The following is a 15,750-nucleotide window of genomic DNA, read 5'->3' as shown; positions in this document are numbered from 1 at the left end:
GGTCCCCTCATGATCGCCCACCGGAACCTGGGCTTCGTGGCCGCCGCGGCGACGCTGCTCGCCGCCGCGCCGCTGTCGGCCATCTTCGAACGCTGGACGTGGCTGATCCAGGCGACGATCGCGGTGGCCGTGGTCGCCGCCGTGGCCGCGCTCGCCCGGCTGGCGCGGGTCCCGCTCTGGGGCCAGGCGCTGGGCATGCTGGCCGGCCTGACGCTGGCCCTGACCTGGCTCTTCCCCGGCGGCACCGAACTGCTGGGCATCGTGCCCACCCCGTCGACCTTCACGCACTTCGGCGAACTGCTCGACGGCTCGCTGGAGGACATGCGCTCGTACGGCGTCAAGGTTCCCGACACCGACCCGCTGCTGTTCGTCACGGTGCTCGGGATCGGCGGGGTGGCCGTGGTGGTCGACGTGCTCGCCGTCGGGCTGCGCCGGCCGGCGCTGGCCGGACTGCCGATGCTGGCCATCTACTCGGTGCCCGTCGCGGTCTACGTGGACAGCGTCCCGGCGGTGCCGTTCGTCGTCGGCGCCGCCGGGTTCCTCTGGCTGCTGGTGACCGACAACGTCGACCGGGTCCGCCGGTTCGGCCGGCGGTTCACCGGCGACGGGCGCGACGTCGACGTCTGGGAGGCCTCGCCGCTGGCCGCCGCCGGCCGGCGGCTGGCGGCGGTGGGCGTGGCACTTGCCGTGGTGCTGCCGCTGGCCGTGCCGGGGATGACGGGCGGGCTGCTGGACACGCTGGGCGGTTCGGGCAACGGCAGCGGCAACGGGCGCCCCGGGCAGGGCGGCACCGGCCGGATCGACCTGTTCGCGGCGTTGAGCGGGCAGCTCAACCAGTCGGAGGTCGCCGACCTGGTCAAGGTCACCACGAACGAGCCCAGCCCGTTCTACCTGCGCTTCGGCGTGGCCGACAAGCTCACGTCGACCGGCTTCCGGGAGGGCATCCCCACGGGCCGCCCCGTCTCGGACCTGCCGGCGCCGTCCGCGAGGGGCGTCGAGCAGCGGACGTACCGGGCCACGGTCGAGGTGACGAAGAACCTCACCATGCCGCTGCTGCCGGTCTACACCGAACCGGTGCGCGCCGAGGACCTCAACGGCAACTGGGCGTACGACCCCAGCCTCCAGGTGGTCTTCTCCCACCGGGACAACTCGCGCGAGAAGCGCTACGCCTTCGACTACGTGCGCTCGACGTACACGCCGGCCGCCCTGCGCCGGTCCGAGCCGCTGCCGGCCGACCACGCCGTACGGCGCCTGCATCCCGCCCCGCCGCCGGTGCCCGAGGTCGAGGAACTGGTCTCCACCCTGGTGCGGGGCAAGGACACTGAGTACGACAAGGTCCGCGCGATCTACGACCACTTCTCCGCGGACAACGGCTTCACCTACTCGCTGAGCACCAAGGGCGGCACCAGCGGGCAGGAGATCGTCGACTTCCTCGACAACAAGGTCGGCTTCTGCCAGCAGTACGCCGCCGCGATGACGTGGCTGGTCCGGGCCGCCGGCGTCCCGGCCCGGGTGGCGTTCGGCTTCGCCAACGGCAGCAACTCCGGCGACGGCACGTACACCCTGACCAACCGGAACCTGCACGCCTGGACGGAGGTCTACTTCAACGAGGTCGGTTGGGTGCCATTCGACCCGACCCCGGCGTACGGCGTGCAGGGCTCGACCCGGTCGGCCTGGGCGCCGGACATCGACGCCCCGGAGGAGGAGACGCCGACTTCCGGCCCGTCGAGCGCCCCCGGTGGCGTCGACCCGTCGGCCGGCCCGACGGGGCCGGAGGGCCCCGAGGAGGACATCGACTCCGGCCTGGCCATCAACGGCGCGGCCCCGACCGACCAGGGCCCGGTCTGGCCCTGGTACGCCGCCGCGGCGGTGCTGGCCCTGCTCGCTCTGCTCGCCCTGCCGGCGCTGCGCCGCACGGCCCTGCGCCGCAAGCGCAGCGGCCCGGCGAAGCCGGCCGCTGCGCTTGCGGCGCGTCCCGGGGCCGCCGGCGACGCGCCCGCGGACGGACGACGCATGGTGGTGGTGGCGGACGCGGAGCAGGCGCGGGCGGACGCGCACGCCGCCTGGGACGAACTGCTGGACACGCTGGTGGACTACCGGGTCCGGGTGGACCGGACGGAGACCCCCCGGGCGACCGCCGACCGGCTGGCCCGGGATTCGCTCACCGCCGACGCGGGGGCGACCACGGCGGTACGCCTGCTCGGCCGCGCCGAGGAACGCGCCCGCTACGCCCGCGATCCGCTGACCGGCGAGCAACTCCTGCCGGCCCTGCGCGCCGTACGCGCCGCGCTCGCCGCACAGACCGACCGGCGTACCCGCCTGGTGGCGGCGGTGCTGCCGCCGTCGGTGCTGCTGCGCTGGCGCACCGGCACGGCCGAGGCGTCGTCCCGGCTGGTGGCGGCGGGCGGTCGGGCCCGGCACCGGTTGCTGCGCTGGAGCCCGCGTCGCCTGATGGCCGGCCGCATGGCCCGCTGACCGACGGACGAAGACCGACAGACGAACGGGCCGGTAGGGGCATCGCCCCCACCGGCCCGTCGTGTTCGCGGGACTGGCGTCGTGGACCCGGACGCCCGGGTGCCGGCCCGTCGGTGCCGACGAGGCCGTCAGCCGACGGGTCGCCGGGGCCGACAACCGTCGGAGCCACCGGGGCCGACCGGCCGACAACCGTCGGGGCCGTCAGGGCCGACCGGGCTCAGGGGGGCGGACGGTGGCCGGACGACGCCGGACATCGGGACATGCGAGGACGCACGCCCGGAGGGCGTGCGGAATCGTCGGTTGCCGCCGGGGCGTCCCGGCGGCCGACTGGTAGTCGCGCGGCCCGCCTCAGGGGCGGGTCGGGCTCAGCGGTGCCCCTCCGGGCGCTGCCGCCACCGGTCCTCCATCCGATCCAGGACCGAGGGCCGACGACCCGACCGACCGCGGGGGCGACGACGACTCGTCGTCCCGCCCACGACGTGCAGGTCCGGTGACTGCGCCCGACGGTGCGACTGCACCGCGAACGCGGCCGAGGCCAGCATGACGACGAAACCCGCCACTGCCAGCGGCGGAAGCTTGATCACCGCGCCGTAGACCAACAGGGCCAGCCCGGCGATCATCAAGCCGGCAGCGACGAGCAGGCGACGCCGCGCGTGGAAGCGCGGATCGCTGGCGCGCACGGCCGAGGCGAATTTGGGGTCCTCGGCAAGCGACCGCTCGATCTGCTCGAACAGCCGCTGCTCGTGCTCCGAGAGCGGCACGGCACTCCTCCCCGGTCACGTTGGTCGGCCCGGTCGGGCCGACAGACCGTGGCAGCCAACCGGCTGCTTACCCGCAAGTCTACGAGGGCCCTCGCGCGTCGGAAAGCGGGACGACCTACGGCCGGGGTGGATTTTCATTTCGTCGCCCCTCGCGGGTCCCGAGCAGACTGGCCGGACCTATGACGGACCGCCCGAAACGGGCAGCCGCGGCGTCGGCTGCGGCCTCCGCCTCCCGCCAGCCCCGCTCGGGCGCGCCGAGGGCGAGCTGTCGCGGGGCCTCCCGCGCGGCGGCGAGCCCCTCGACCCGTACGCCGACCAGACGGACGGGCTCACCCGGGTCGAGCACGGTGTAGAGCGCCCAGACGGTGTCGAAGATCTCCCTGGCGACGTCGGTCGGCACGCCCGCCGTGCGGGAGCGGCTGACGGTGCGGAAGTCGGCCAGTCGCACCTTGAGCGACACGGTGCGCCCGACCTGCCCGGCCCGGCGCAGCCGGATGCCGACCTTCTCGGCGAGGGCGAGCAGCGCCCGGCGGATCTCCAGCGGGTCGGTGACGTCGACGTCGAAGGTCACCTCGGCGCCGATCGACTTCTCCACCTGCTCGGGACTGACCCGGCGCGGGTCGCGCCCCCAGGCCAGCTCGTGCAGGTGGACGGCGGACGCCTCGCCGAGCGCCTTGCGCAGCATGCCGACCGGCGCCTCGGCGAGATCGCCGATCGTGGCCAGGCCCAGCCGCCGCAGCGTCTCGGTGGAACGCTCCCCCACCCCCCACAGCGCCGACACCGGCAGCGGGTGCAGGAAGTCGAGCACCCGGGCGGCCGGGACGACGAGCAGGCCGTCGGGCTTGGCGCGGGTCGAGCCGAGCTTGGCCACGAACTTGCTCGGGGCGACGCCGACCGAACAGGTCAGCCCCTGCTCGGCGGCGACCCGCTCGCGGATGCGGCGGGCGATGGCGGCGGGCGGGCCGAAGAGCCGCCGGGCGCCGGCCACGTCGAGGAACGCCTCGTCCAGGGAGAGCGGCTCGACCAGCGGGGTCACGTCCCGGAAGATCTGCATGACGGCGGTGGAGGCCGCCGAGTACTGCGGGAAGTCGGGCGACAGGTAGACCGCCTGCGGGCAGAGCGCCCGGGCCCGCGCGGTGGGCATCGCGCTGCGCACGCCGTAGCGGCGGGCCTCGTAGCTGGCGGAGCTCACCACCCCGCGCGGGCCGGTCCCGCCGACCACGACGGGCCGACCGCGCAGCTCCGGCCGGCGGCGGACCTCGACCGAGGCGAAGAAGGCGTCCATGTCGACGTGCAGGATCGGGCAGCCGGAGTCGTCGGCGTCCGGCCCGAACCGGGGATCGCCGCCCCCGGGCAACGACTGGCTGCGGCCCATCCCCGCAGGCTAGCCCCGACCTGCGACATCCCGCCCGGACGGGACCCCCCGGACCGGTGACCCGCCACGGTCGGGCCGGCGCGGTCAGCCGCGTACGACCAGCAGCGGGATCGTCATCTCGGCCGCCGTGTCCGCCCCGTGGTACGCCACCAGCCGGGAGACCGCCGGCGGCTCGGAGCGGGAGGCGGTCACCGCGTACGTGCCGTTGCAGATCACCACCACGTCGCCGATGCGCGCCAGGTGTTCCTCCGCCACCGGGCCGAACCAGCCGGCGGCCACCACCTCGTCGCGGGTACGCACCCGGGCCGCGTCTGCGAGCACCGCCGACCAGGCGGCCACGACGTCGTCCAGGGCGCCGGGGGTGACGTGCAGGTAGCGGACCCTGGGTTCCCCGGCGACCACCTCCAGCCCGGCGCGCAGCCGGGGGTCGGTGTCCAGGTCGAAGCGGTGTCCGGCCGGGATGTCGAGCTGGCCGTGGTCGGCGGTGACCAGCAACGCGGCGTCGGGCGGCAGCCCGTCGACGAGCCGGGCCAGCAGCCGGTCCACCTCGGCCGCGGCGATCCGCCAGGGCGCCGAGTCGACACCCGTGAGGTGGCCGTGCCGGTCCAGGTCGGGGTGGTAGCCGGAGACCAGCGTGGGCCCCGACCCGGCGGTCAGGGCGGCGAGCATCCGTTCCGCGAGCGCGTCGACGCCGGCCGCGCCGCGGTAGTCGCCGCCCCGGTTGGCGGCCAGCGTCAACCCGCTGCCGCCGAACTCCGGCCGGCTCACCGCGGTCACCGCGACCCCGGCGGCGCGGGCGCGTTCCAGCTGGGTACGGACCGGCTGCCAGCGCAGCGGCGCCGGGTCGGCCGCCCACTCGATGTGGTTGAGCACCCGGTCGGTCCCCGGTACCCGCACGGTGAAGCCGAGTACGCCGTGCGCGCCGGGCGCGGCGCCGGTGCCCAGGGTCACCAGGCTGGTCGGCGTGGTCGAGGGGAAGCCCGAGGTCAGCGGCCGGCCGGCGGCCGCGGCCAGCCCCGCCAGGGTCGGCGCGTACGGCGCGGCGGTCGGGATCTGGTGCCAGCCGAGGCCGTCGACGAGCAGCACCGCGATCCGGCGCACCCCGGGCAGCGCGGTGACCAGCCCGAGCGGGTCGGTGGCGCCGGGCACGCCGAGCACGGCGAGCGCGCCGGGCAGGATGTCGGCGAGACTGGCGTCGCCGTAGCGCGGCCCGACGATCTCCAGCGGGTCGGTCACGGGCGGCGGGCGAACAGGTGCAGCTGGGCGGCGAGGTCCCGCCAGGGCGCCCGGGCGGCGAGCGCCCGCTCCAACTCGACCAGGGCGGCGGGCTGGCCGTCGGCGACGGCGGCGGGGAGCAGGTCGGCGAGCACGCGTACGCCGTGGATCTCCTCGACCACGAGCCCGGCGGCGGCGAGCAGCGCGGCGGCGCCGTCGGCGTCGTAGCGCCGGCTCAGGGTGTCCCGGGTGCCGGCGGCGCCGGCCGGATCGGCGGCCAGCGCGGCGGCGACGTCCAGGTGCCCGTTGATGGCCCGGCCGAGCACGGCGGCGGCCCGGCCGGCGACCAGCACGCTCGCGGCGCCGCCCGGCCGCAGCGCGGCGGCCAACGCCGCCACCACCGCCGCCGGGTCGTCGACGACCTCCAGCACGGCGTGGCAGAGCACCAGGTCGGCGCTGCCCGGCTCGACCAGGCCGGCGAGCGCGTCGCCGTCGCCCTGCACGGCGCGGACCCGCTCGGCCACGCCGGCCTCGGAGGCCCGGCGGGTCAGTGCGGCGAGCGCGTCGGGACTGGCGTCGACCACGGTGACCCGGTGCCCGGCCTGGGCAAGCGGCACGGCGAAGCCGCCCGTGCCGCCGCCGACGTCGAGCACGGTCAACGCGCTGCCGGCGCGACGCTCCAACTCGGCGCGCAGCACCGACCAGATCACGGCGGTACGGGGGGTCAGCGGCGGCCCGGCGAGCCGGCCTGGGGTCTGCTCCACCCGGTCGAGCCTAGTCACCCGGTCCAGCCCCACCGAGCCGCACCTGTGGCGGCCCGGCCGGCTCCGGGGTGGGAGATCAGGACTCGCCGGAGGCGGCGTCGTCCTCGGCCCGCGACCGCAGGGCGTTGGCCACCGGGCCCTCGACGATCTCGTACTCGCGCGGCTCCGTGTGGTGACTCGGGGTCCAACCGGCGCCGAGCCGGGTCCGCCGGGAGTTCGCCACCCCACCGCTACGCTCGTTGTTTCCCATGATCGTTGTCCCCCTCGTGCTCGCGCGGGCCACTCTGCCCACGCGAGCTGGAGTGTCCCTCCATCGGGCGCGGAAAACCGTAATGTGGATCACTGCCGTCAGCGGAAGTCGCGTGAGGGCGGGCTGACCGGCGGTTCGATGGCGTCCAGCCGGTCGGCGGTGAGGTTGATCACTCCCTCGTGCCGCTGCAGCCGGCCCCGCACCACCAGCGCGGCGCTCGTGCGGGCCACCCGCCGGTAGCGCTGCCACAGGCCCGGGGAGCAGGTGACGTTGAGCATTCCCGTCTCGTCCTCCAGGTTGAGGAAGGTGACCCCGCCGGCGGTCGCGGGCCGCTGCCGGTGGGTGACGATCCCGCCGACCCGGATGCGCCGCCCCGGCTCCACCTGGCCGAGCCGGGCGATCGGCACCGCGCCGAGCGCGTCGAGCCGGGGGCGGATGAAGCGGGCCGGGTGGCTCTCCGGTGACAGCCCGGTCGCCCACACGTCGGCGACCAGCCGCTCCACCGCCTCCATCCCGGGCAGGGTGGGCGCGGTCGCGCCGGTCACGGTGCCCGGCAGCCGGCCCGGCCGGTCCTGGGCCGCCGCGCCGGCGGCCCAGAGGGCCTGCCGCCGGGACAGCCCGAAACAGGCGAAGGCGTCCGCGGTGGCCAGCGCCTCCAGCTGCGCGGCGGTGAGACCCACGCGCCGGGCCAGGTCCGGCATGTCGCGGTACGGCCCGCCCGCCGCCCGCTCCGCCTCGATCCGCTCGGCCACCCCGTCGCCGAGGGTACGCACGCCGGAGAGCCCGAGCCGGACGGCGGGCCCGTTCAGCCCCCAGGCGTGCGGCGGCTCCCCCGGTGCGCTGCCCCACCGGGTCTGCGGGGTGGACTCCAGCACCGCCAGGGCGCCACTGGCGTTGATGTCCGGCCGGCGCACCTCCACCCCGTGCCGGCGGGCGTCGTCGACCAGCGTCTGCGGCGAGTAGAAGCCCATCGGCTGGGCGTTGAGCAGCGCGGCCAGGAACGGGCCCGGGTGGTAGCGCTTGAGCCAGGAGCTGGCGTAGACCAGGTAGGCGAAGCTCATCGCGTGGCTCTCCGGGAAGCCGTAGCTGGCGAACGCGGAGAGCTTGCGGTAGACGTCGTCGGCCAGTTCGCCGGTGATGCCCCGCGCGGCCATCCCCGCGTAGAGCCGGTCGGCGATGCGGGCCATCCGCTCGGCGGAACGCTTCGCGCCCATCGCCCGGCGCAGCTGGTCGGCCCCCGCCGCGTCGAAGCCGGCCAGGTCGATGGCGAGCTGCATCAGCTGCTCCTGGAACAGCGGCACGCCGAGGGTCTTCTCCAGCGCGTTGCGCATCAGCGGGTGCGGGTAGGTCACCGGCTCCTGGCCGTTCTTGCGCCGGATGTACGGGTGCACCGAGCCGCCCTGGATCGGGCCGGGCCGGATCAGCGCCACCTCGACCACCAGGTCGTAGAACTCGCGGGGCTTCAGCCGGGGCAGGGTGGCCATCTGGGCGCGGCTCTCCACCTGGAACACCCCGACCGAGTCGGCCCGGCAGAGCATGTCGTAGACCTCGGGATCGTCCAGCGTCATGTCGCCGAGGTCCAGGCTCATGCCGATCATGTCGTAGCCGTAGTGCAGCGCGGAGAGCATGCCGAGCCCGAGCAGGTCGAACTTGACCAGGCCGACGGCGGCGCAGTCGTCCTTGTCCCACTGGAGCACGCTGCGGCCCGGCATCCGCCCCCACTCCACCGGGCACACCTCGATCACCGGCCGGTCGCAGATCACCATGCCGCCGGAGTGGATGCCCAGGTGCCGGGGGAACGTCTGCAACTCGTTGGCGTACGCGACCACCTGCTCGGGGATGTCCGCCACGTCGACGGACGCCACGGAGCCCCAGCGGTCGATCTGCTTGCTCCAGGCGTCCTGCTGGCCGGGCGAGAACCCGAACGCCTTGGCCACGTCGCGCACCGCCGAGCGGGGCCGGTAGGAGATGACGTTGGCGACCTGCGCGGTGTGCTCCCGGCCGTAGCGGGCGTAGACGTGCTGGATCACCTCCTCGCGGCGGTCGGACTCGATGTCCACGTCGATGTCCGGCGGGCCGTCGCGCTCCGGGGCGAGGAAGCGCTCGAAGAGCAGCCGGTGCCGGACGGCGTCCACGTTGGTGATGCGCAGCGCGTAGCAGACCGCCGAGTTGGCCGCCGAGCCCCGACCCTGGCAGTAGATGTCCTGCTCGCGGCAGAACGTGACGATGTCGTAGACCACCAGGAAGTAGCCGGGGAAGCCCAGCTCCTCGATCATGTTCAGCTCGTGTTCGAGCTGCGCGTACGCCCTCGGGTGCGCCTCGGGCGGGCCGTAGCGCTCGCGGGCGCCGGCGTGGGTCAGGTGGCGCAGCCAGCTCATCTCGGTGTGCCCGGGCGGCACCGGGTACGCCGGCAGCCGCGGCGCGACGAGCTGGAGGTCGAACGCGAGCTCGGCGCCGAACTCGGCGGCCCGCGCCACCGCGCCGGGGTAGGCGGCGAACCGGGCCGCCATCTCGGCGCCGCCGCGCAGGTGGGCGGTGCCGGCCGCGGGCAGCCAGCCGTCGATCTCGTCCAGGCTGCGCCGGGCCCGTACGGCGGCCACGGTGGTGGCCAGCCGACGCCGGCCCGGGGTGGCGTAGTGCACGTTGTTGGTGGCCACCGTGGGCAGCCCGGCCGTCGCCGCCAGCTCGGCGAGCGCGTCGTTGCGGTCGGCGTCCACCGGGTGCCCGTGGTCGGTCAGCTCCACCGCCACCGTCTCCGCGCCGAACAGGGCGGTCAGCCGGTCCAGCTCGCGGGCCGCCGCGTCCACCCCCTCGGTGAGCAGCGCCGACGGCACGTGCCCCTTGCGGCAGCCGGTGAGCACCAGCACGTGGTCCCGCAGTTCGGCGGCGATCTCCTCCAGCCCGCCGTAGACCGGGCGGCCCTTCTCCCCGCCGCGCAGCTGGGCGCGGGCGATGGTCGAGGCCAGCCGGGCGTACCCCTCGTGGCCGTGGGCGAGCAGCAGCAGGTGCCGCCCGAGCGGATCCGGCTCACCGTTCTGCGGGCCGGGCAGGTCCAGGGAGAGCTCCGCGCCGAAGATCGTCGGCAGGTGCAGCGCGCGGGCCGCCTCGGCGAAGCGCACCACCCCGTAGAAGCCGTCGTGGTCGGTGACGGCGAGCGCGGTGAGGCCCAGCCGGGCCGCCTCCTCGGCCAGCTCCTCCGGGTGGCTGGCGCCGTCGAGGAAGCTGAAGTTGGTGTGCGCGTGCAGCTCGGCGTACGGCACCGCGTCGTCGGGGCGGGCCACCTCGGGCGGCTGGTACTGCTCCCGCCTGCGGCTCCAGGCGGGAGAGTCGCCGCCGTCGGCGTCCGCGGCCAACGGGTCGACCACGTGCAGGTGCCGCTCGTCGCGCACCCGGCCGCCCTCCCCGCCGGCCCGCCCCTCCCCCGGCCCGGCCGCACCCGGTCGGCCCCCATCCGGCCGGTCCACGCCCGGCCGCCCCGCCCCCGCGCCCGGTCGGTCCGCGCCCGCACCAGGTCCCGCACCCACGCCCGCACGCGACCGGTCCTCGCCCGGCCGACCCGCGCCCGATCGGCCGGTGCCGGATTCCCGGCCGGAGAGCACGCGCTCCAACTCCGACCAGGGCAGCTTCGGGTTGTGAAAGCTCATCAGAGCCCCTCCGTGCGGGCAGCCGGAGAGATCTTGGAGAGCTTCGGCCCGTGGAGGGGCCGAAACTCCCCAAGATCCGAAAGCCGACGTCCGACGGTCCCGTCAACGGGGCAGCCCGACAGCGTCGGCAGGCAGACCGGCAGGGCTTCACCCCGCGCGAGCCGACCCGCCGGCAGGGCGTCGCGTCGAGCGGGGCGGCGGGGGCGGGGCGGGGGTCGGTCGGTGCCCGTGGGCGGGCGCTCAGTCATAGATCGCCTCCACCAGCCACCGCCCGGCCTCGACGGCGAGCAGCAGGGCCGTACCGTCGGCCAGGCAGACCTGGAACCGGGCCCGGCGACGGGCCTCGGCCGGCGCCCACCAGCGCTCGTCGACCGGCCACGGACCCGCCCAGCCGACGATCTCGGCCGGCCGGGCGGCGCCCACGGTCAGCCGGGCCGGCTCGGCGCTGACCTGGAGTCGCGCGCTGACCTCGACCGGCTCGCCGGCGGCGTCGTGCACGACCGCGGCGAGCGGGTCGGGCAGCACCACGGCCGGCGCGGGTGGCGGCAGCCGGCCCGGCCACGGCGGCGGGACGGGCCGGGCCGGCAGGCGCTCGTCGCCCCACGGCACCAGGCGCACCTGGTCCGCCGGCGAGCGCCCGCCGCCGAGCACCGCGGTGACCACCGCCTCGGGACCGAGGATGCCCTGCACCCGGCTCAACGCCCGGTGCGCCCGCTCCCGCTCCTCGCCGGTCTCCCCCCACAGCCCGGGTTGCAGGCCGGCCTGCGCGACCACCCCGTCCGGGACCAGCCGCAGCCGGATGATGCCCGCCGTCGGGCGGGTCGGGCGGGTGCCGGCCCGGCCGGTGCTGCCGGACAGCCACCCGTCGAGCTGCCAGCGCACCCGGTCGGCGATGGCCGCGGCGGTGAGCAGCCCGTCGTGCCGCCAGACCCGGTGCAGTTCCTGGCCGTGCGCGGTGACCGCCTCGATGCCGAGACGGGTGCAGGCCAGCCCGTGTGCGGCGAGCCGGTCGTGCAGCCGTTCGGCCAGCGCCCGGGCGGCGAAGGCCGCCGCGTCGACCCGGTCGAGCGGCTCGTCGTGGTCGGCGGTGACCGCGAGGTCGACCGGGGGTCGCCGGACCGCGAGCTGACGGTGGTCCCGCCCGGCCGCCAACCGGTGGGCCAGCGCACCGTCGAAGCCGAACCGGGCCAGCACGTCGCCGGCGGGCAGCGCGGCGAAGTCGCCCAGGGTGCGTACGCCGAGCCGGCGCAGCAGGTCGGCCAGGGCCGGGCGGCCGAGTGCCTCGACCGGCAGGTCGGCGAGGAACCCCGGTGTCCCGCCGGGCGGCACGACCCGTCCGTCGCGGGCGGCCAGCCCGGCGGCGAACACCCCGTCGGCGATGCCGACCTGGCTCTCCACCGCGCAGGCCTGGGCGACGTGCTCGACGATCCGCTCGGCGGCCGCCTCCTCGCCCCCGAGGTAGCGGCTCGGCCCACGGGCCGCCACCGCGCACGCGCCGGGGCGAACCACCTCGACGCCGGCGACCAGTTCCTCGACGGCGGCGACCACCGGTTCGAACGCCCGGGCGTCCCGCCCGGGGTCGTAGTCGACGGCGGTGAGCTGCGGGCACCGGCCCTGGGCCTCCCGTCTGCGCAACCCCCGACGCACCCCCTCGGCGCGGGCCCGCTCGGAGCAGGCGACCACCCGGTTGGCGTGCAGCACGGCGACCGGGTCGGTGGCCGGCACCCCGTCGACGATCTCCGCGGCGAGCACCGGCCAGTCCGGGCACCAGAGCAGCAGGGTCCGCACGGGCGCGGCGGTCACGTCGGGCCCAGGGCGAACGCGGCGGTCACGTCGGACCGACCAGGGTGAGCGCGGCACGACGCGACGGGCCGGTGGGCGCGGAGGCGACGGCCAGGCCGACCTGGCGGAGCCGGCCGGCGGTCGACCGGCCGGTGGCGGAGACGGCGGCGGCGGCGGGAGCGGAGCGGGGAATGACCCGGGTGAGCCCGTCCCCGGGCAGCCAGACCTTGATCTCCTTGGGGCGGGCGGCGGCCCCGCGGCCCCGCGCGGAGACGGTGACCTCGCGGCGACGCAGCCGGCCCCGCCCCTGCCCGAGCCCCTCCCAGGCGCCCCGGACCACCTGGAGGGTCACGTCCGCGCCGTCCCACCGCCCGTACGGGACGAGGACGCTGCCGCGCTGCCGGGCCCGGGCGGCCAGCCGGTTGGCGACCGAGGCGGAGACCGCCGTCGGCACGGCGGTGACCACGACGTCCACCCCGTCGATCAGCGCGGCGATGACGGTGGCCCACTCCGGGCCCGGGTGGGGCACCAGGGCGAGCCGGTCCAGGGAGATGCCCAACTCGGCGGCGGCGCCCGCCCCGAACGTCGGGACCCCGACCACGGCACACCACGAGCCGGCCCGGGAGGCCTCGGCGAGCAGCGCCAGGACCAGCGAGGTGCCGCCGCTGCGCCGGGGCTGGCCGGTGGCGACCGCGACCGTGCTGCCCCGTCGCAGCCCCCGGTTGGGCAGCAGCCCGGTCAGCTCGGGGGCCACCGGCAACAGCCGGTGACCGGCCGCCGGATCCGGCGCGCTCGCCGGGCGCACCAGACCGGCCAGTGCGGCGGAACCGACCACCATCCGGCCCGCCATCGGACCTACCCCCCGTCGTGCTGTCGGATCAGACGTGCGCGTGGCGCACCGGTCGTCGCCGGACGGCCGGACGACCGTCCGGCCGGGTGCCCGGTGCCGGGTCAGGCCGCGAGGCCGTCGAGCGCCGGTTGGTGGGCCACGCCGAGCGCGGCCTCCACGACCGTGACGAACTGCTCGGCGGAGCGCAGCAGGTCGTCGGCCTCCCGGGCGGTCACGACCCGTGGGATGCCGGCCTCGGCGGCGGCCCGCTTGCCGGCGCCGAGGGCGAAGAACCGGGCCCACTCGTCGAGCTCGGGGGCGACACCGGAGAGCAGGACCCAGACGCTGGTGACCCGGTGGCGTCGGGCGGGGGCGGGACGCGCCCGGGCGGCGAGCACCGCCGCGGCCGCCCGGAGCGCGGCCAGGTGGGCGGCGGCGTAACGGAGGCCGTCGGGACGGGTCTGGGCGGCCTCGGCCAGCCCGCGCCGGGCCACCGCGAGAAGCTGGGCGGGGGTGCGGTGCGGCAGCACGTGCGCCGGCACCGTCGGTGCCTGAGCCGGGTTGGTCGGCATGGGACTGTCTCCTCCACGTGGCCGAGGCGCCGCCCCGGAGACGGCCCTGGGCCGCCGGCGGGACGCCGGGTCGAGTGGTGCGGAGGAAGACGCACCGGTGGGTGGCCGGCCGGGTGTGGACGCTTCCCCACACCACACCCGGCCGGCGTTACCGGCGGGTTCGTCGCCCGCCGCCCGGGGGTCGTGGGCGGCGGGCGACGCTCCTGCCTGACGGGCCCGGACTCGCGACTGCCCGGGACCCAGGTGCGGCCCGCGGAGCCGCACCGCCCGGAGCCGCGCCGCGAAACACCGCCCCGGGTCTGTTGGAACGGGCGTTCGAGGCAATCGAACACTCGTTCTAACTGCTGCTGACAGTACACCCTCCCACCGACGAAAACGCAACGTGTGGCGCGCGGGCGTCGGTCGACGTCCCGGCAGGTGCCGGCCCCGGTGCCCGCCACCGCGGTCGTCGCGGGCGCCGGCAAGGGACCACGGCGGTAGCCTCCGCTCGTGACAACCCCCCGCCCCGTCCTCGGGGTAGCCATGGTGCTCGCCTCGGCCGGGCTCTTCGCCGTCAACGGCACCGTCTCCAAGCTGGTGCTCCGCGCCGGCCTGGACGCTCCGCAGCTCACCCTGCTGCGCGCCGCCGGGGCCGTCACCGGGCTGCTGGTCCTGAGCGTGCTGCTGCGTCCGGGGGTCCGCCGGCTCCGGGTCACCCCCGGCCAGCTGCCGCTGCTGATCGGGTACGGGCTGGCCGGGTTCTTCGCCGTACCGATGCTCTACTTCGTCGCCATCTCCCGGCTGCCGGTCGGGATCGGGCTGCTGTTCGAGTACACCGCCCCGCTGCTGGTCGCCCTCTGGGCCCGGTTCGGCCAGCGCCACCGGGTGCGCCCGCGGCTCTGGGCCGGCCTGGCGTTGAGCCTGGTCGGCCTCGGCTGCGTGGCCGAGGTGTGGGGCGAGCTGAAGCTGGACGGCCTCGGCGTGCTCGCCGGTTTCGGCGCCGCGGTCTTCCTCGCCGTGTACTACGTGCTCGGCGCCCACGGCACGGCGCGTCGGGACACCCTGTCGCTGTGCACCTGGGCGTTCGGCGCCGCCGCCGTGGCGGGCCTGCTCACCCGCGCGGTCACCGTCGGCACCGGCGGCTGGGAGCCGCTGGCCGCAGACACCGAGGGGGGCGTGCCCGTGGCGCTGCTCTGCGCGTACATGGTGGTGCTCGGCTCGATCGCGCCGTACCTGCTGGTGGCCGGGGCGATGCGGCACCTCCCCGCGACCAGCGTCGGGATCATCGGCATGGCCGAGCCGGTGCTCGCCTCGACGGTCGCCTGGGTCGTGATCGGCCCCGGTGAGGCGCTCAACACCGCCCAGCTCACCGGCGGGCTCCTGGTGCTGGTCGGCGTCGCGCTGGCCGAGACGGCCCGGGTCGCCCCGGTCCGGACCGCCGCGCCGCCCGCCCCGGACGCCGTCACCGTCCCGCCCGGAGCCGGCCGGACGGCGCCCCGCCCCGCCCGGTCGGGGCCCGGCACGGCCGGCTGAGCCGCCGACCGGCGTACCGGGAAGAATGGTCGACATGCAGCCACACCCGAACGTGCGGGCGGTGCAGGACGTGCTCGACGCCGCGGGCGCCCGGGACGGGTCCGGCGCCCCGAGCCTCGTCCGCCTGCTGCCCGACGCGGTCCACACCGCCGCTGCCGCCGCCGAGTCGCTCGGCGTCGCGGTCGGCCAGATCGCCAACTCGCTCGTCTTCGAGGCGGACGGCGCGCCGCTGCTGGTGCTCACCTCCGGCGCGCACCGGGTGGACACCGCCGGCCTGGCCGCGTCCATCGGGGTCGGCCGGCTGCGCCGGGCCACCCCGGAGTTCGTCCGCGCGCACACCGGGCAGGTGATCGGCGGGGTCGCCCCGGTCGGCCACCCCCGCCCGCTGCGCACCCTGGTCGACACCGCCCTGGAGTCGTACGACGAGATCTGGGCGGCCGGCGGCGTGCCGCGGGCGGTCTTCCCCACCACGTACCCGGAGCTGCTGCGGGTCACCGGCGGCGTCCCGACCGGGGTGGCGTGAGCGAGCGGAGCGAGCGAACCATGGGGCTCAGCAGCGTGGCGCCTCGCG

At 76.5% G+C, this 15,750-nt stretch carries 12 protein-coding genes; 3 read left to right on the top strand and 9 right to left on the bottom strand.

Annotated features, from left to right (window positions below):
• The first annotated feature begins 9 nt into the window (after positions 1 to 9).
• On the top strand, positions 10 to 2,475 hold the full coding sequence (locus AB0883_RS16760) for a transglutaminaseTgpA domain-containing protein (protein ID WP_366642043.1): 2,466 nt from the start codon (positions 10 to 12) through the stop codon (positions 2,473 to 2,475).
• Between the two features lie 365 nt (positions 2,476 to 2,840).
• Here AB0883_RS16760 and AB0883_RS16755 read toward each other — a convergent pair whose 3' ends face one another.
• The 9 genes from AB0883_RS16755 to AB0883_RS16715 form a co-directional block, all read right to left on the bottom strand.
• Positions 2,841 to 3,236, bottom strand: a complete 396-nt coding sequence (locus tag AB0883_RS16755) for a DUF3040 domain-containing protein (RefSeq protein ID WP_366642041.1) — start codon at positions 3,234 to 3,236, stop codon at positions 2,841 to 2,843.
• A gap of 115 nt (positions 3,237 to 3,351) precedes the next feature.
• The gene (locus AB0883_RS16750; protein ID WP_366642040.1) at positions 3,352 to 4,611 is read right to left on the bottom strand and encodes a DNA polymerase IV; all 1,260 of its coding nucleotides are present in this window, start codon (positions 4,609 to 4,611) and stop codon (positions 3,352 to 3,354) included.
• 84 nt (positions 4,612 to 4,695) lie between these two features.
• Positions 4,696 to 5,847, bottom strand: coding sequence for a nucleotide pyrophosphatase/phosphodiesterase family protein (locus tag AB0883_RS16745; protein ID WP_366642039.1), 1,152 nt, complete (start codon positions 5,845 to 5,847; stop codon positions 4,696 to 4,698).
• Positions 5,844 to 6,608, bottom strand: a complete 765-nt coding sequence (locus AB0883_RS16740; RefSeq protein WP_366642038.1) for a methyltransferase domain-containing protein — start codon at positions 6,606 to 6,608, stop codon at positions 5,844 to 5,846. Before AB0883_RS16740 ends, AB0883_RS16745 begins: the two co-directional genes overlap by 4 nt.
• Positions 6,609 to 6,666: 58 nt before the next feature.
• Positions 6,667 to 6,840 carry a hypothetical protein gene (locus AB0883_RS16735; protein ID WP_366642037.1) on the bottom strand — a complete coding sequence of 58 codons (174 nt, stop codon included), beginning with the start codon at positions 6,838 to 6,840 and terminating at the stop codon, positions 6,667 to 6,669.
• 98 nt (positions 6,841 to 6,938) lie between these two features.
• Positions 6,939 to 10,484 carry an error-prone DNA polymerase gene (locus AB0883_RS16730; RefSeq protein WP_366642036.1) on the bottom strand — a complete coding sequence of 1,182 codons (3,546 nt, stop codon included), beginning with the start codon at positions 10,482 to 10,484 and terminating at the stop codon, positions 6,939 to 6,941.
• 240 nt (positions 10,485 to 10,724) lie between these two features.
• Complete coding sequence (locus tag AB0883_RS16725) at positions 10,725 to 12,287, bottom strand: DNA polymerase Y family protein (protein ID WP_366642035.1); 1,563 nt, start codon at positions 12,285 to 12,287, stop codon at positions 10,725 to 10,727.
• Between the two features lie 25 nt (positions 12,288 to 12,312).
• A complete protein-coding gene (locus AB0883_RS16720) occupies positions 12,313 to 13,116 on the bottom strand; it encodes a hypothetical protein (RefSeq protein ID WP_366642034.1) in 804 nt (267 codons plus the stop codon).
• 101 nt (positions 13,117 to 13,217) lie between these two features.
• Complete coding sequence (locus AB0883_RS16715) at positions 13,218 to 13,667, bottom strand: SAV_6107 family HEPN domain-containing protein (protein WP_121400525.1); 450 nt, start codon at positions 13,665 to 13,667, stop codon at positions 13,218 to 13,220.
• A 489-nt stretch (positions 13,668 to 14,156) separates the two neighbouring features.
• Between AB0883_RS16715 and AB0883_RS16710 the strand changes: the two genes are divergently transcribed.
• Positions 14,157 to 15,179, top strand: a complete 1,023-nt coding sequence (locus tag AB0883_RS16710; RefSeq protein ID WP_366642033.1) for an EamA family transporter — start codon at positions 14,157 to 14,159, stop codon at positions 15,177 to 15,179.
• 34 nt (positions 15,180 to 15,213) lie between these two features.
• A complete protein-coding gene (locus AB0883_RS16705) occupies positions 15,214 to 15,702 on the top strand; it encodes a YbaK/EbsC family protein (protein WP_366642032.1) in 489 nt (162 codons plus the stop codon).
• The last annotated feature ends 48 nt before the right edge of the window (positions 15,703 to 15,750 follow it).

The organism is Micromonospora sp. NPDC047812, from assembly GCF_040704175.1.
In the GTDB taxonomy this organism is placed as follows: domain Bacteria; phylum Actinomycetota; class Actinomycetes; order Mycobacteriales; family Micromonosporaceae; genus Micromonospora.
Note: the sequence above shows the minus strand (reverse complement) of the source record. Positions and strands in the feature narration are given on the sequence as shown.